The organism is Geodermatophilus chilensis (genome assembly GCF_002802985.1).
GTDB classification, from domain to species: Bacteria; Actinomycetota; Actinomycetes; order Mycobacteriales; family Geodermatophilaceae; genus Geodermatophilus; species Geodermatophilus chilensis.
The window spans coordinates 1-16,040 of the sequence record NZ_NVPT01000123.1 but is presented as its reverse complement, the minus strand read 5'-3'; the positions used below and the strand labels follow the sequence as shown (position 1 = coordinate 16,040).

Annotated in this window: 14 protein-coding genes; 8 read left to right on the top strand and 6 right to left on the bottom strand. The window is 74.0% G+C overall.

The genetic code is table 11. The features are described 5' to 3' along the window. Positions 1–181 precede the first annotated feature (181 nt). Entirely contained in the window at positions 182–1,888 is a 1,707-nt protein-coding gene (locus CNO22_RS18960; RefSeq protein WP_100500835.1) for an alpha-glucosidase, read from the top strand. Positions 1,889–1,939: 51 nt separating this feature from the next. Here CNO22_RS18960 and CNO22_RS18955 read toward each other — a convergent pair whose 3' ends face one another. From CNO22_RS18955 to CNO22_RS18940, 5 genes are all read right to left on the bottom strand, one after another. Beyond that, positions 1,940–3,334, bottom strand: a complete 1,395-nt coding sequence (locus CNO22_RS18955; protein ID WP_100500834.1) for an amidase — start codon at positions 3,332–3,334, stop codon at positions 1,940–1,942. Between the two features lie 2 nt (positions 3,335–3,336). After that, complete coding sequence (locus CNO22_RS27835; RefSeq protein WP_157937013.1) at positions 3,337–3,537, bottom strand: hypothetical protein; 201 nt, start codon at positions 3,535–3,537, stop codon at positions 3,337–3,339. Between the two features lie 308 nt (positions 3,538–3,845). Continuing rightward, positions 3,846–5,159 (bottom strand): MFS transporter, encoded by a 1,314-nt coding sequence (locus CNO22_RS18950; RefSeq protein WP_100500833.1) that lies wholly within the window; start codon positions 5,157–5,159, stop codon positions 3,846–3,848. A gap of 205 nt (positions 5,160–5,364) precedes the next feature. Then, the gene (locus CNO22_RS18945; RefSeq protein WP_100500832.1) at positions 5,365–6,636 is read right to left on the bottom strand and encodes an acyl-CoA dehydrogenase family protein; all 1,272 of its coding nucleotides are present in this window, start codon (positions 6,634–6,636) and stop codon (positions 5,365–5,367) included. A 216-nt stretch (positions 6,637–6,852) separates the two neighbouring features. After that, positions 6,853–8,853 carry an acetoacetate--CoA ligase gene (locus tag CNO22_RS18940; RefSeq protein ID WP_100500831.1) on the bottom strand — a complete coding sequence of 667 codons (2,001 nt, stop codon included), beginning with the start codon at positions 8,851–8,853 and terminating at the stop codon, positions 6,853–6,855. 160 nt (positions 8,854–9,013) lie between these two features. Here CNO22_RS18940 and CNO22_RS18935 point away from each other — a divergent pair, with 160 nt between their 5' ends. From CNO22_RS18935 to CNO22_RS18905, 7 genes are all read left to right on the top strand, one after another. Then, on the top strand, positions 9,014–9,421 hold the full coding sequence (locus CNO22_RS18935) for a DUF2237 family protein (protein ID WP_232807168.1): 408 nt from the start codon (positions 9,014–9,016) through the stop codon (positions 9,419–9,421). 13 nt (positions 9,422–9,434) lie between these two features. Next, positions 9,435–9,929 (top strand): glutathione peroxidase, encoded by a 495-nt coding sequence (locus tag CNO22_RS18930; protein WP_100500829.1) that lies wholly within the window; start codon positions 9,435–9,437, stop codon positions 9,927–9,929. Continuing rightward, positions 9,926–10,645, top strand: a complete 720-nt coding sequence (locus tag CNO22_RS18925) for a mycothiol-dependent nitroreductase Rv2466c family protein (protein ID WP_100500828.1) — start codon at positions 9,926–9,928, stop codon at positions 10,643–10,645. Before CNO22_RS18930 ends, CNO22_RS18925 begins: the two co-directional genes overlap by 4 nt. Before the next feature lie 81 nt (positions 10,646–10,726). Continuing rightward, positions 10,727–11,821, top strand: a complete 1,095-nt coding sequence (locus CNO22_RS18920; RefSeq protein WP_232807167.1) for a FecCD family ABC transporter permease — start codon at positions 10,727–10,729, stop codon at positions 11,819–11,821. Positions 11,822–11,894: 73 nt separating this feature from the next. Further along, entirely contained in the window at positions 11,895–12,956 is a 1,062-nt protein-coding gene (locus CNO22_RS18915; protein ID WP_100500827.1) for a FecCD family ABC transporter permease, read from the top strand. Further along, positions 12,953–13,780, top strand: coding sequence for an ABC transporter ATP-binding protein (locus tag CNO22_RS18910; protein WP_100500826.1), 828 nt, complete (start codon positions 12,953–12,955; stop codon positions 13,778–13,780). Before CNO22_RS18915 ends, CNO22_RS18910 begins: the two co-directional genes overlap by 4 nt. 422 nt (positions 13,781–14,202) lie before the next feature. After that, positions 14,203–14,826, top strand: a complete 624-nt coding sequence (locus CNO22_RS18905) for a hypothetical protein (RefSeq protein WP_100500825.1) — start codon at positions 14,203–14,205, stop codon at positions 14,824–14,826. Positions 14,827–14,988: 162 nt separating this feature from the next. Here CNO22_RS18905 and CNO22_RS18900 read toward each other — a convergent pair whose 3' ends face one another. Next, positions 14,989–15,828, bottom strand: a complete 840-nt coding sequence (locus tag CNO22_RS18900) for an IS5 family transposase (protein ID WP_100500824.1) — start codon at positions 15,826–15,828, stop codon at positions 14,989–14,991. Between the last annotated feature and the right edge of the window lie 212 nt (positions 15,829–16,040).

The window sequence follows — 16,040 nt, the reverse complement described above, 5'->3', positions numbered from 1 at the left end:
CCATCGGTTCTCCAGGAGGTCGGTGCCGGGTGGGTCCCGACGGTCGTCCTCCATCCAAACAGCGCTCCCGCCCGGTCGCCGGGTGGGCTGCGGTCCGGTGTCGGCAGGCCGGCCGGAGCAGCACCCGGGCCGACGGCGGGGAGCGGGTGCGGGACGCTGCCCGCCGTGCTGGGCTGGGCGCATGCCCGCCGATGCCCCGTGGTGGACCCGTGCCGTCGTCTACCAGGTCTACCCGCGCTCGTTCCAGGACTCCGACGGCGACGGGATCGGCGATCTCGGCGGGATCCTGCAGCGCGTCGACCACCTCGCCGACCTGGGCGTCGACGTCGTCTGGCTGTCGCCGATCTACCCCTCGCCGCAGGCCGACAACGGCTACGACATCAGCGACTACACCGACGTCGACCCGCTGTTCGGCTCGCTGGCGCAGCTCGACGAGCTGATCGCCGCCCTGCACGAGCGGGGCATCAAGCTGGTGATGGACCTGGTGGTCAACCACACCAGCGACCAGCACCCGTGGTTCCTCGAGTCCCGCTCGTCGACGGACTCCCCGAAGCGGGACTGGTACTGGTGGCGGCCGCCGCGCGGGGGGATGGCGGCCGGCCAGCCGGGCGCCGAGCCGACCAACTGGCACTCGTTCTTCTCCGGCCCGACCTGGGAGCTCGACGAGGCCAGCGGCGAGTACTACCTGCACCTGTTCGCGCGCGAGCAGCCGGACCTGAACTGGGAGAACCCCGAGGCTCGCCAGGCGGTGTACGCGATGATGCGGGACTGGCTCGACCGCGGCGTCGACGGCTTCCGCATGGACGTCATCAACATGATCAGCAGGGACGTCGCCCCGGACGGCTCGCTGCGCGACGGTCCCCCCCTGCCGGGCCTGCCCTACGGGGACGGGACGGCGTCCTTCCTGTGCGGGCCGCGGATCCACGAGTTCCTGCAGGAGCTGCACCGCGAGGTGTTCGCCGGGCGGTCCGAGCGGCTGCTCACCGTTGGCGAGATGCCCGGCGTGACGGTCGAGCAGGCCCGGCTGTTCACCGACCCGGCGCGGGCCGAGGTGGACATGGTCTTCCAGTTCGAGCACGTCGGGCTGGACTTCGACGAGTTCAAGTGGCGTCCGCGGCCGCTGCGGATGCGCGACCTCAAGGCCTCCTTCGGCCGCTGGCAGGCGGGGCTGGCCGACGTCGGCTGGAACTCCCTCTACTGGGACAACCACGACCAGCCGCGCGCGGTCTCGCGCTTCGGCGACGACTCGCCGCGGTACCGGCGGGACTCCGCCACCTGCTTGGCCACCCTGCTCCACCTGCACCGCGGGACGCCCTACGTCTACCAGGGCGAGGAGCTGGGGATGGCCAACGCCCCGTTCGACAGCATCGACGACTTCCGGGACGTCGAGTCGCTCAACCACTTCGCGCAGGCGGTGGCGCACGGCGAGGACCCGGACTCGGTGCTGGCGGCGATGCGCCGGATGAGCCGGGACAACGCGCGGACGCCGGTGCAGTGGGACGCCTCGCCGTCCGCCGGGTTCACCACCGGGACGCCGTGGATCGCGGCCAACCCCGACCACACCGAGTGGAACGCCGCCGCCCAGCGGGACGACCCGACCTCGGTGTTCGCCCACCACCGGCGACTGATCGCGCTGCGGCACGACGACCCCGTGGTCGCGCTCGGCGACTTCACCGTGCTGCTGCCCGAGCACGACGAGCTGTACGCCTTCACCCGCTCGCTGGACGGCGCGACGCTGCTCGTCGTCTGCAACCTGTCCGCGACGCCGCAGCCGCTGGCCGGGCTGCTGCCCGAGGCGGTCGCCGCCGAGCTGGTGCTGGGCAACCTGCCCGTCGCCGACGCCGCGATCCTGGCGCCCTGGGAGGCCCGCGTCCTGCGCCCCGTGTAAGCCGGTGGGGGTGGGTCCGGGCGGCACGCGTCCGGACCCACCCCGTGCCGGTCAGAGAACCGGCGCGATCCGGCCGACGGTCGGGCTGGCGGCCTCGTAGGCGGCCCCGACCCGCAGGACGGTCGCCTCGTCGAAGGGCCGCCCCGTCACCTGCATGCCCAGCGGCAGCCCGGCGGCGTCGAACCCGACCGGCAGGGCCAGGGTGGGGAGTCCGGTCAGGTTCCCCGGCGAGGTCTGCCTCACCAGCGCCGTGGTCACGTCCTCCGTGCTCCCGTCCGGCCACGCCACCTCGGCGGCGCCCACCTCCGGGGCGGCGACGGGCATCCCGGGAGCCACGAGGACGTCGATCTCGTCGAACACCGCCGCCCAGGCCTGCTGCATGAGCGTGCGCACGCGCAGGGCCTTGATGTAGTCCGTCGCCAGCACCAGCTCCCCCACCTCGAGGAACAGCCGGACGTCGTCGGTGTACAGGTGGGCCTTGCTCCGCAGCATCTCCTGGTGGTAGGCGCTGGCCTCCGGCAGCAGGATCCCCCACTCGGCGGCAAGGACCTGGTCGGGGTACGGGATGGTCACCTCGCACAGCTGCGCGCCCAGCCTCTCCAGCACGCCGATCGCCTCGCGCACCGCGGTCGCGACGTCCTCGTGCACCTGGTCGAAGAAGTAGTTGGCCGGCACCCCGACCCGCAGCCCGGCGATCCCCCGGTCCAGACCGTCGGTGTAGTCGGGCACGGGGACGTCGACGGTCGCCGGGTCGAGCCGGTCGAAGCCCGCGATGTGGTTGAGGACCAGGGCGCAGTCGTAGACGTTGCGGGCGAGGGGGCCCACGTGGTCCAGCGACCACGAGAGCGAGGCGACGCCGCGGCGGGACGTCCGCCCGTACGTCGGCTTCAACCCCACCGTGCCGCAGAGGTTGGCCGGGATGCGGATCGAGCCGGCCGTGTCGCTCCCCAGCCCGACCATGCAGGTGCCGGACGCAACCGCCGCGCCCGACCCACCGCTGGAGCCACCGGGGATGCGCCCGGTGTCCCACGGGTTGCGGGTGGTCGGTGTGATGCCGCCGAACGCGAACTCGTGGGTGTGCGTCTTGCCCACCGTGACCATCCCGGCCGCGACGAGCCGCTCGACGGCCACCGCGTCGGTGCCGGGCACGTTGTCCGCGCGCACCGCGGAGCTGCAGGTGGTGGGCACGCCCGCGGTGTCGTAGAGGTCCTTCACCCCGAGGGGGATCCCGTGCAGGGGACCGAGGTGGCGGCCGGCGGCGATCTCCTGCTCGGCGTGCGCGGCGGCCTCGCGGGCCGCGTCGGCGGTCACGCAGGCGTAGGCGTGCAGCGCCGGTTCCGTGGCCTCGATCCGGGCCAGGACCGAGTCGATGAGCTCGACCGGCGAGAGCCGGCGGGCCTCGATCTCCGCGGCGGCTGCGGCCAGCGACAGCTCGAACGGTTCCATGCTCAGGCTCCCCAGCGGGCGTCGAAGGCGGTGGCGGGCGGGGTCTCCCCCAGCGGGACGTCGTCGAGCCGGTCGATGAGGGCGTAGATGGCCTCGGCCGTGGGGCCGACCACCGCCGTCCGCTCGGCGTCGAGCTCGAGCCGGGCCGTGCGGAGCGCGTGGGTCAACGCCTCTCCGGAGAAGGATCTGGGAGTGGTGGGCACGGGCGGCTCCTCGTCGTTGGGGGGGGGTGGACGGGTCGGGCAGGGCTGCCCGCAGCGGCCCCGGCCGGACGGCGGAGGGCGACCGTGCCCCACACCGCGGCGAACCGTGCGGCGACGGCGGAGCACCGGCGCCGCGGCACAGCCTTCCGGTCACTGTCGAGACCACTGACGACGAGGGCCGCTGACGGGCAGCGCCGAGACTGCCGCTCGAGTGCGACATTGGCAAGACCTCGATGCGCAGGCCGTGTAGCAGGTCGTGGGCCCGCGCGACGGACCCCGCCGTCCTGGTGCCGTGGGAGGCCGGAGCGCTAGGCCCGTGGTGACGCTCCGACCGGCTCGGTGACCACCAGCTCGGCGGCGGGACGACGGTCCAGCGGGTGGGCCAGCTCGTCGGCCGGCATCCGGGCGGCCAGGACGGCGGCCACCGCCAGCACGAGCGGCACCAGGCCGGCGACGAGAAAGGTGGCGGTCAGGCCGATCCACGCGCTGACCGGGCCGGCCAGCGCCATCGACAGCGGCAGGAAGGCGCCCGAGACGAGGAAGTCCAGGCTGGACACCCGGCCGAGCAGGGCCGGCGGCACCCGCCGCTGCAGCAGCGTGCCCCAGATGACCATGCCGCTCTGGAACGTCGCGCCGGTGACCAGCCCCGCGGCGACCATCAGCCACAGCTGCGTGGTGAGGCCGAAGACCGCGATCGGGATGCAGCCCACGCCCCACAGCAGGTTCATCACCGTCAGGTAGCGGCGCGGCAGCGGGCGCGAGGAGATCAGCAGTGAGCCCAGCGCACCACCGACCCCGAAGGCGGTGAGCACCAGCGCGTGGCCCATCGGTCCGCCGCCGGCCCGGTCGCGGATGGCGAAGGGCACCAGCACCTCGAAGGGGCCCATCACGACCAGCAGCATCAGCGAGGCGAACAGCAGCGTGGCGAGCAGCCAGGGCGTGCGGGCCATGTACCCGAAGCCCTCGCGCAGGTCGGCGGCCACGGCCCGCAGCGGGTGCACCGGGACGGCGGCCGGCTCGCGGCGGACGCGGGCGACCGGCAGGGCGGCCACGCACAGCGCCGCGCCGGCGGCGGCCGTGGCGGTGACCAGCAGCGCGACGCCCGGGGACGCCGCTGCGACCAGCAGCCCGGCGGCGGTGGGGCCGGCGACCTGGTGCAGCACCGGCCGCATCATCCCCTCGAGGCCGTTGGCCGCCAGCAGCTCGTCCTCGGGCAGCAGCGCCGGGACCAGCGCCGAGTAGGCCGGGTAGTACAGCCCCATCCCGACGCCGCCGAGCAGCCCGACCGCGGCCAGCAGCCACAGCGGCAGCCCGTCGGCGAGCGACAGCACGGCGACCCCGGTGACCGGGACCGCCTGCAGCAGGGCGACCACCAGCAGGATGTGCCGCTGCGGCACCCGGTCGGCGAGCACGCCGCCGAGCAGCGCGACGGCGAGGGTGCCGGTGGCGGTCAGCCCGCTGACCAGTGAGACCTCGGCGGGGCCGCCGCCGAGGGCGACGACCTGCCAGATGACCGCGACTGCCCAGGAGCCGTTGGCCAGCAGGGACAGGCCGAGCGAGAGGGCGAGCAGCCGGTAGGTGCGGTGCCGCAGCGGCTGCAGGGCCCTCGGCAGGCCGGCCATCGTGTTCCCCCCGAGTCGTCCGTGCCGCCCCGGAGGTGCCCGCGGGCGGCACGGACCATGGTGCCCGGCGTGTCCGGCCACCGCGCGCGGTTTCTCTGGCCTCGTCCCGGGGCCCGCCCTGAGCCTGCGAAGGGCGGGGAGGACGGCGGCCCCCTGCAGGGTCCCGCCGCGAGCTTGCGAGTGGCGGGGGGCAGGGGGTCCTCTTTCAGGCCAGCGGTGACCTCGGCAGGATCCGGTCGCTGATGATGCGCTTCTGGATCTCGCTGGTGCCCTCGAAGATCGTGGTCAGCCGGGCGTCGCGCCAGTGCCGCTCGACCTGGCGCTCGGTGGTGTAGCCGTTGCCGCCGTGCAGCTGCATGGCCTGGTTGGTCACCCGCACCGCCATCTCGGTGGCCTCCAGCTTGACCATCGCCGCCTCCCGCTCGCAGGGGACGCCGAGGTCGAGCAGGTGGGCGACCTGCCGGTAGAAGGCGCGGGCCTGCTCGACCTGCGCGGCCATCTCGGCGACGGCGAAACGCAGCGCCTGGAAGTCGCCGATCGGGTGGCCGAACTGCTCGCGCTCCTGCAGGTAGACCACGGAGTCCTCCAGCGCCGCGCGGGCCAGCCCGACCGCGCGGGCGGCGGTGTGCACCCGGGCGGTGTTGAGGAACAGCTGCGCCTGGGCGAAGCCGGCGCGCTTGGCCTCAACCCCCTCCTCGTCGCTGGCCCCCTCCTCAGCGACACGGGCCTCGTCGACCACGTTGTCCCGCGGGATCCGGACGCCGTCGAAGGTGAGGTCCCAGGTGAGGAAGCCGTGGTAGCCGATCTTGTCGATCGGGGAGCCGGTCAGACCCTCGGGGAACGCGCCGCGCTCCTTCTCCAGCAGCAGGTTCACCAGACCGGCCGAACGGCGCTCCCCCGGCCCGGGATCGCGCTCGCGCACCAGCACCTGGATGAAGTCGGCCGCCTCGGCGTTGCCGCACCAGCGCTTGCGGCCGGTGACCACCCACTCGTCGCCGTCGAGCACCGCGCGGGTGGACACCCCGGCCAGGTCCGAGCCGGCGTCGGGCTCGGACAGCGCGATGGCGCCGATCCACTGCCCACGGGCGCTGCGGCCCAGCAGCTCCCGGCGGCGGTCGGCGTCGGCCAGCGCCGTCCCCAGGCCCTGGGAGCGGGCCAGGATGCTGGCCGTCGACATCCAGGCCCGCGCCAGCTCCTCGCTGACCATGCAGTACTCGAACACGCCCAGCCCCATCCCGCCGTGCTCGGCCGGGACGGTGATGCCGAAGTACCCCAGCTCGGCCAGCCGGCCCAGCAGCGACGCCGGGATCAGCCCCTTCTGCGGGTCCAGCTCGTTGGCCACCGGCAGCACCTCGTCCATGGCGAAACGGCGGGCCTGCAACTGCAGCGCCTCCCGCTCGGGGGTGTGCCACGGCGGCAGCAGAGCAGGCGGCTGGGGCTCGAGCAGCTCGGCGGGGCGGTCCTGGGTCGACGTCATCGTCGGCGGTCTCCTCGTCCACGGGCGGGCCTCGACATGACGCAGTGCCCGGCGCAGCACCCGGCCACCCGCGGGGTGACCAGCGTCACCATCGTCGTCATGGCCTCGATGAGCGCCGAGTGCGACGAACTCGTGGCCATCGCACGCTGATCGGCACGAGTTCGTCGCACTCGGTGGGGGCTGCCGGCAACGCCTGACGGCGTGCTACCGGTCACGTCAGCGGGCGGCCCGCTCCCGCGCCAGGGCGACGTAGTGCTCCACCGCCGCGGGGTCGTCGACCGCGCCCACGTTGAGCGCGCGGGCCGGGTCGACGCCCTGGAACAGCCGCTTGAGCGGGACCTCCAGCCGCTTGCCGGTGCGGGTGTGCGGCACGGCGGGGACGACGAGCACCTCGTCGGGCACGTGCCGCGGGCTGGCCTGTCGGCGGATGGCGTCCTTGATCCGCGCCTGCAGCTCGTCGGTCAGCTCGGTGTCGGGAGCCAGCTGCACGAACAGCGGCATCCAGTAGCCGCCGTCGCGCTGCTCGACGCCGAGGACGACGCAGTCGAGGACCTCCGGGATCGACTCGACGGCGGCGTAGATGTCCGCCGTCCCCATGCGCACGCCGCCGCGGTTGAGCGTGGAGTCCGACCGGCCGGTGATGACGCAGGTGCCGCGCTCGGTGACCTCCATCCAGTCGCCGTGCCGCCAGACGCCGGGCCACGGCTCGAAGTAGGCCTCGCGGTAGCGGGAGCCGTCGGGGTCGTTCCAGAAGTACAGCGGCATCGTCGGCATCGGCTCGGTGATGACGAGCTCGCCGAGCTGCCCGGTCACCGGCCGGCCGTCCTCGTCCCACGACGCGGCCGCGACGGCGAGCATGGGCCGCTGGAGCTCGCCCGCGGTCACCGGCAGCAGCGGTGAGCTGCCGATGAAGCCGGTCGCGACGTCGGTCCCGCCGGACAGCGACCCGAGGAGCACGTCGCCTTTCACCGCCTCGTAGACCCAGTGGTAGGCGGCGGCCGGCAGCGGCGACCCGGTCGCCCCGACCGCGCGCAGGGCCGACAGGTCGTGGGTCTCCCCCGGCCGGATCCCCGCCTTCTCGCAGGCGGTCAGGTAGCCGGCGCTGGTGCCCAGGTAGGTGATGCCCGTGCGGGCGGCCAGCGCGAACTGCGCGTCGAGGGACGGGTGCGCCGGGGCGCCGTCGTAGACCACGACGGTGGCGCCCACCAGCAGCGCCGACGTCGAGATGTTCCACATGATCCAGGCGGTCGACGCGTACCAGAAGAAGCGGTCGCCGGGGCCGACGTCGAGGTGCAGCCCGAGCTGCTTGTGCTGCTCGAGGACGACGCCGCCGTGGCCGTGCACGATGCCCTTGGGCAGCCCCGTGGTGCCCGACGAGTAGACGATCCACAGCGGGGCGTCGAACGGCAGCTGCTCGAAGACCGGCTCCTGTCCGTCGGCGACCGCGTCGGCCCAGCCGAGCGCGCCGTCGGGCACCTCGCCGGGGTGCAGCCGGGGGACGGCGATCGTCGTCCGGACGCTGGGCAGCGCCGCGCGGAGCTCGGCGACGACGTCGCGCCGGTCGTACTCCTTGCCGTTGAAGCGGTAGCCGTCGACGGCGACCAGCACGGTGGGCTCAATCTGGGCGAAACGGTCCAGCACGCTGCGGGTGCCGAAGTCCGGGGCGCAGGAGGACCACACCGCGCCGACCGTCGCCGCGCCGAGGAAGGCGACGACCGCCTCGGGGACGTTGGGCAGGTAGCCGGCCACCCGGTCGCCGCGCTGCACGCCGAGCCGGCGCAGGGTGGCGGCGAAGGCCCCGACCTGCGCGCGCAGCTCCGCCCAGCTGGTCTCGACCGGCTCGGCGTCCTCGGCGACGGCGATCAGCGCCGGGCTGCCGGGGTCCACGGTGCCGTCCTGGGTGTGCCGCAGCGCCTGCTCGGCGTAGTTGACCGTCGTCCCGGGGAACCACTCGGCGCCGGGCATCGCACGACGCGTGAGCACCCGGTCGTCCGGGACGCCGGGCAGCACGCCGGACCAGTCGGCCACCTCGGCCCAGAACTGGTCGAGGTGCTCCACCGACCAGCGCCAGATCGCGTCGTAGCCGGCCGGGTCGCCGAGGTCGATGCCGCGCCGGGCGGCCACGCGGTCGGCGAACTGCGCGAGGCGGGTGGCCCGGATGGACTCGGGCGTGGGGTTCCAGAGGACCTCCGGCCCGGCGGACGTGTCAGCGCTCACAGCCTCACCTTGCCACCCGGCTCCCCGGCCCGGAGAGCACCGTGTGCACGCATCGCCACCTGGCGACCGGCGGGACCACGATGCGTGCACACGCCGCGCCGAGGCCGGGCACCGGGCAGCCGGGGAGCGCGGACCGGCGTCGGGCAGCAGGATGGGCGGGGTGAGCGAGTCGGGAGCGGAGGTCGAGCGCAACGTGCTCGGCGGACCGCTGGAGCCGTGCGGCACCGAGCCGCTGACCGGCTTCTACCGCACCGGCGTCTGCAGCAGCGGCCCCGAGGACCTGGGCAGCCACACCGTCTGCGCCGTCGTGTCGGCGGAGTTCCTGGAGCTGCAGCGCGCCGTGGGCAACGACCTGACCACCCCGCGGCCGGAGTACGGCTTCCCGGGCCTGAGCCCCGGTGACCGCTGGTGCGTGGTGGCCGCGCGGTGGCTGCAGGCCTACCAGGCCGGTGCTGCGGCGGGCGTCGTGCTGGCGGCCACCAACGTGAAGGCCCTCGAGGTCGTCCCGATCGAGGCGCTGCGCCAGCACGCGGTCGACGTCCCCGACGACCTGAGCGGCCTGGAGTGAACGAGGAGACGCCGTGAGCGACCTGCTGGACACGCCCCTCACCACCCTGCAGGGCGAGCCGACCACCCTCCGGGACCTGACCGGCGGCGGCGCCGCCCTGGTGGTCAACGTCGCCAGCCGGTGCGGCCTCACCCCGCAGTACACCCAGCTCGAGGCGCTGCAGCAGGAGTACGGCCGGCGGGGCCTGACCGTCGTCGGCGTGCCGTGCAACCAGTTCGCCGGCCAGGAGCCGGGCACGGCGGAGGAGATCGCCGGGTTCTGCTCCGCGACGTACGGCGTCACCTTCCCGATGACCGAGAAGCTCGAGGTCAACGGCCCGGGCGCGCACCCGCTGTTCCAGCGGCTCACGGAAGCGCCGGACGCCTCCGGCCAGGCCGGCGAGGTCGCCTGGAACTTCGAGAAGTGGCTGGTCGGCGCCGATGGCCGGGTCGCGGCCCGGTTCCGCCCGCCGACCCAGCCCGACGCCCCCGAGGTACGGCACGCGATCGAGGAGGTCCTGTCCCGGTGAGCGACACCGACCTGCACTTCTGGTTCGACCCCGTCTGCCCCTTCGCCTGGATGACCAGCAAGTGGGTGCGGATGGTGGCCGAGCAGCGCGAGTACCGCGTCGAGTGGCGGCTGATCTCGCTGCGGCTGCTCAACCGGCACGTGGACTACGACGCGCAGTTCCCGCCCGAGTACGAGGCCGGCCACACCTCCGGGCTGCACCTGCTCCGGGTCGCCGCACGTGCCCGCGCCGAGCACGGGCCGCAGGCGCTCGACCCGCTGTACGCCGCCCTCGGCCGGCACGTGTTCGAGGACCCGGCCGGCCAGCCCCCGCCGGAGCGGGCCACCAGCCGGCCGTTCCTCGAGCAGGTGCTCGCCGAGGCCGGGCTGCCGGCCGACCTGGCCGACGCGGTCGGTGACGCGTCGTGGGACGCGGAGGTCCAGGAGGAGACCGACGCCGCCCTGCGGCTCACCGGCAAGGACGTCGGGACGCCGATCCTGCACTTCCGCCCGCCCGGTGGCACCGCCTTCTTCGGCCCGGTGATCAGCCGGCTGCCCGAGCCCGCGGAGGCCGTCGAGCTGTGGGACCACGTCGTCGGCCTCGCCGGGTTCGCGGGCTTCGCCGAGCTCAAGCGCAGCCTGCGGGAGCGGCCGCAGCTGCCGGCGTTCGGGCTGCGTCCGGGCGAGGCGGGGCTCGAGGAGGACTGGCACGGGGGCAGCCGCCGCCAGCACCGCTGAGCCGGGTGCTCGGCTGACCGGGCGCGGTATCGGGACTAAGGTGAGCCTGGCCTACCTCGCCGTCCGCCCCAGGAGCCGCTCGTGTCCTCCTCGACCGACGCCGCCCTGCGGCGGCAGGGTCCCGGTGGACTCGGCGTGCCGGATCGCCTGTCCCCGCAGCGGGGTGGCCTGCTCCAGCGGCGCCGCAGCCGGCTGCTCGGCCTGCTCCTGCTGCTCGTCCTCGTGGTCGGTGCCGCGACGCTGAGCATCGCGGTCGGCTCCCGCAGCATCGGCCTGGGCGCGGTCTGGCAGGCGCTGACCGCCCCCGGCGTCCCGACCGAGGAGACGGTCATCATCCGCGAGCTGCGGGTGCCGCGCACCGCGCTCGGGCTGATGGTGGGCCTCTCCCTGGGCATCGCCGGCGCGCTCGCCCAGGGCCACACCCGCAACCCGCTCGGCGACCCGGGCCTGCTCGGCGTCACCGCCGGGGCCTCGCTGGGCGTCGTCCTGGCCATCCACCTGCTCGGCGTCGGCACGCCGGGTGGGTACGTCTGGTTCGCCTTCGCCGGCGCCCTGCTGGGCACCGTGCTGGTCTTCTCCCTCGGCTCGGCCGGCCGCGGCGGCGCCACCCCGGTCACCCTGGCCCTGGCCGGCGCCGCGCTGTCGGCGCTCTTCTACGCACTCGTCCGGGCGGTCCTGGTCAGCGACACCGACAGCCTCGACGCCTTCCGCTTCTGGGTGGTCGGCGCGCTGGCCGGCCGCGGCGCCGACGTCGCCTGGCAGGTCGTCCCGTTCATCGCGGCCGGCCTGGTGCTCGCCCTGGTCAACGCCCCCGCCCTCGACCTGCTCGGCCTCGGTGAGGACGTCGCCCGCGGCCTGGGTCAGCGGGTGTGGCTGGCGCGGCTGGTCGGCCTGGCCGCGGTCACCCTGCTCTGCGGCGCGGCGACGGCGGCCTGCGGGCCCATCGCCTTCGTCGGCCTGGTCGTGCCGCACGTCGTCCGGGCGTTCACCGGGCCGGCACACCGCTGGCTGATCCCCTGCTCCGGCCTGCTCGGGGCCGCGCTGCTGCTGGTCGCCGACGTGATCGGCCGGGTCGTCGTCCGCCCCGGCGAGCTGCAGGTCGGCATCGTGCTGGCGCTCATCGGGGCCCCGTTCTTCATCGCGCTGATCCGTCGCCGCCGGCTGGCCACCACGTGACCGAGCTCGCGAGGTCACGCAGAGGCAGAGCGCGGCCCGGCGCGAGACCGACGAGCGCCAGCGAGGAGGACTCGTGACGGCCACCGCCGAGCGGGTCCGCCAGCCCGGCGAGACCGTCGTCCGCATCGGACCGGTCTCCGGCCGGGTCCGCTGGCGCCAGGTGGCGGTGCCGCTCGGCGCGGCCGTCGCCGTCGTCCTGCTCTCCGCGGTCAGCCTCGGCCGCGGCGACTACCCGATCGGCCTGGCCGACGTGCTGCGCAGCCTGGTCGGCCTCGGCGAGGAGACCCAGGAGTTCATCGTCCTGGGGCTGCGGGCGCCGCGGATCGCCGTCGGGGCGCTGGTCGGCGTGGCCCTCGGCGTGGCCGGCGCCCTCTTCCAGACCTTCGCCCGCAACCCGCTGGCCTCCCCCGACGTCCTCGGCATCACCCAGGGCGCGTCGGCCGGCGCGGTCGCGGCGATCGTCCTCGGCGGGACGGCGAGCGGCCTCGGCGTGCCCCTCGCCGCACTGCTCGGCGCGCTGGTCACCGGCCTGCTCCTGCTGCTGCTCGCCTGGCGCGCCGGGATCGACGGCTACCGGCTGGTGCTGGTGGGCATCGCGCTGTGGGCGGTCGCGGCGGCGCTCGTCGACTGGCTGCTCACCCGCGCCGAGATCCACGACGCCGCCAGCGCCTACGTGTGGATCACCGGCTCGCTCAACGCCCGCAGCTGGCGCGAGGCCGTGCCGCTGCTGGTCGCCCTCGCCGTCCTGCTGCCCGTCGCCCTGGCCTGCAGCCGCGTGCTGGGCGTCGTCCAGTTCGGCGACGACACCGCCCGCGGCCTGGGCGTGCGCCTGGTGTCCACCCAGGCCCTCGTCGTCCTCGTCGCCGTCGGGCTCACCGCCGCCGCCGTGGCCGCCGCGGGGCCGATCGCCTACGTCGCGCTGGTGGTCCCGCAGGTCGCCGTCCGGCTCACGGGCGGCCCGCGGCCGCCGCTGCTGGCCTCGGGCCTGCTCGGCGCCGTCCTCGTCGTCGGCGCGGACCTGCTGACGCGCACCGTGCTCCCCCAGGCACTGCCCGTCGGCGTGCTCACCGCCGCGGTCGGGGCGCCCTACCTGCTCTGGCTCCTCGTCCGCGGAAGGCGGCGATCCACGCTATGACCCTCGACGCAGCGACCCCCACCCTGCCCCGGACCGGAACGGTCCGTCTCGCCGCCGAGTCGGTCAGCCTGGCCTACGACGACCGGGTCGTCGTCCGTGACCTGGACCTGCAGCTCACCGACGGGTCGTTCACCGCCATCGTGGGCCCCAACGGCTGCGGCAAGTCCACGCTGCTGCGGGCGCTGGGCCGGCTGCTGCGCCCGGTCAGCGGCCAGGTGCTGCTCGACGGCCGGGCGATCGCACGGACGCCGACCCGCGAGGTGGCCCGGGTGCTGGGCCTGCTGCCCCAGACGCCGGTCGCGCCGGAGGGCCTCACGGTCGGCGACCTCGTCGCGCGCGGCCGGCACCCCCACCAGTCGTGGCTGCGGCAGTGGTCCCGCGACGACGAGGCCGCGGTGGCCGAGGCGCTGACCTGGACCGACATGGCCGACCTGGCCAACCGGCCGGTCGACGAGCTCTCCGGCGGGCAGCGGCAGCGGGCGTGGATCTCCATGGCGCTGGCCCAGGGCACCGACCTGCTGCTGCTCGACGAGCCGACGACCTACCTCGACCTCTCCCACCAGATCGACGTCCTCGAGCTGGTGGCGCGGCTGCACGCCGAGCGCGGCCGCACCGTCGTCGTCGTGCTGCACGACCTCAACCTGGCCGCGCGCTACGCGCAGCGGCTGGTCGCGATGGACGACGGCGCGCTGGTCACCTCTGGGACGCCGGAGGAGGTGCTCACCGAGCGGCTGCTGGCCGACGTCTTCGACCTGGAGGCGCGGATCGTGCCCGACCCGGTGACCGGGACGCCGATGGTGGTACCGGTCCGCCGGCTGCGCTGATCCAGCAGGGCGCGGCGAGCCGCAGCCAGCCCCGCGGGTCGTTCATCGCCACGTCCTCGCCCCTCCCAAGGCGCGAGGACGCCCACCGCACGTCCTCATCGTCGGTGTGCGCGACAGGGACTTGGGAGCACACGAGCACGCACGAGCAGATCAGTGGTCTGCCTGGGTTTGACCGTGATCCACGATCGGGCCGCGGCTGCTGGCCGGACGCGCCGCACAGGGGCGGATCTCCACGAGCGCGGGTGCCTGGAGAGACACCGCGCTGGAGCGAAGCCGCTGGACTGCGGGCCGGGCACCGCTCTGACCTCCTGGGACTTCCCATGCACGACGACAAGCACGACCCATCCGCTCAGCACGCTTGCCACCACCAAGGGTGCCTGCAAGGACGCGACGCTGTCGGGTCCGGTCGGCAGACTGGTCACGTGGCACAACCGACCGGTGACGCAACGCCCACCTCAGAGGCGGAGTCGTTCACCCTGCACGCTTGGGTCGATGAGCGCATGGACGTCGACGTCGCTCGAGACAAGGGCACCTACATCCTGGCCAGCGTCGTCTGCGACCCGACCGGCTGTAACCCGATCCGGGACGCCCTACGAGTACTGCTGCAGGGCAAGCAGCGGCGGCTGCACTGGCGGGACGAGGACGGCCCGCAGCGGACGAAGATCGTCGCGGCGATCAGCGCGATCGACATGGCCGTGGTAGTCGTCGTCGGAGTGCCGATGGCCAAGCGGCAGCAGGAGCGGGCTCGGCGGATCTGCATGGAGACACTGCTGCCCACCCTGGAGCAGTTCGGGGTCTCCCAGGTCTTCCTGGAGGCCCGCACCCAGACCTTGATCCACAGGGACCGCCAGCAAGTGGCCAACCTGGTCGGCAAGAAGTTGATCACCCCAGCGTTGCGGGTGAGTATCGCCCGGCCGCTGGAGGAGCCGATGCTGTGGGTGCCCGACGCGGTCGCCGGAGCGGTCGGCGCCGATCGGCTGGGCAACCCCGAATGGCTTGACGTCATCCGGGACTCGGTGACCGAGATCGACGTCACGGTCCGCTGAACTGGGCATCATCGCAGGCGACCTGGCCTGGAAAGCGCGAACGCCGGGTCCCGTCGTCCGGCGGGGGTCCCGGCGTCACTTCCCACAACCCGTAGGAGGTGGGCTACGTCCCTAGTGTTCCAGAAATGGAACAGAAGACAACTAAGAGCTCCCGCCAGTAGGTCAACGGATCCGCGGTGATCTTGGTCGGGTATCCCAGCGGTAGAGGTACCAGGCGGCCCGCCGTAGAGCACGGACGGTGACGATGGCCGCCGCCAGGGCCAGGTAGGCGTCGACACAGTCTTTGCGGCGTTCAGTGCAGCGGCGGAGTCTGCCGAAGTCGTTGAGCCAGGAGTTGGCCCGCTCCACCACCCACCGCTTGCCGACCTGGATCGGCGCAGGTGTGCCGCGGGAGGCGATGTGGCCGCGCAGGCCGCGCTCGTCGAGTGCTTCTCGGCAGGGCCGGTAGTCGTAGCCGGCGTCCAGGTGCACCGTCACCTCGGCCGGCAGGGGGGCGAAGTCCTTGAGCGCGTCCAACGTCTCCGGCAGGAGGACGTGATCGACGGTGTTGGCCGGCGCGGAAACCGTGACCATCGGCACCCCGGCGCCGTCGGACAGCTGGGACCGCTTCATCCCGCCCTTGCCCCGGTCCACCGGGCTGCGACCAGCGCACTCCCCGCCGCAGGGGGCCTTGGTCGTGCAGCCGTCCACCACCACGTCGGCCAGGTTCAGGCCGATCATCTTGTCGTAGGCGTCGAGGGCGGCCAGCCGCAGCTGGTCGAAGATGCCCAGCCGGATCCACTCGTCCCGGCGGCGGCGCATGGTGGTGGCCGAGCAGGCGGCGTCGGCGATCCGTTCATAGCCGGCGCCGAAGACCAGCGCCTCGACGAGCTTGTCGAAGACCACCGCATCGTCGATGCGGGGTCGGTGACAGCCCAGCGGATGCTCATCGACGTGCGGCGGCAGCAGCGCGAGGAACTGCTCGCGCAGCGGGTCAAGGATGCAGGATGGGACGGCAGGCACGAGCGGTCCACAGCTCACGGAGCGTTAGCACCTTCGCGAGCGTGGCCCTCGTGCCTGCCCTCGACGCTCAGCCGCGCCGAACGCCGCAGCTCTGCCTACTGGCGGGGGCTCTAACAACGTGTTGAGAAAGGGCTCAGGAAGCTCGTGCTGGCTGCCAGGGACGGCGGCCGGGAGCCGGTGCGAGTCGGCGGGCCATCAGCCCGATCATGGCC

Coding starts and splice junctions, on each gene's coding strand:
- CNO22_RS18960 (WP_100500835.1), top strand. CDS start 182: ATGCCCGCCGATGCCCCGTGGTGGACCCGTGCCGTCGTCTACCAGGTC.
- CNO22_RS18955 (WP_100500834.1), bottom strand. CDS start 3,334: ATGGAACCGTTCGAGCTGTCGCTGGCCGCAGCCGCCGCGGAGATCGAG.
- CNO22_RS18950 (WP_100500833.1), bottom strand. CDS start 5,159: ATGGCCGGCCTGCCGAGGGCCCTGCAGCCGCTGCGGCACCGCACCTAC.
- CNO22_RS18945 (WP_100500832.1), bottom strand. CDS start 6,636: ATGACGTCGACCCAGGACCGCCCCGCCGAGCTGCTCGAGCCCCAGCCG.
- CNO22_RS18910 (WP_100500826.1), top strand. CDS start 12,953: ATGACCCTCGACGCAGCGACCCCCACCCTGCCCCGGACCGGAACGGTC.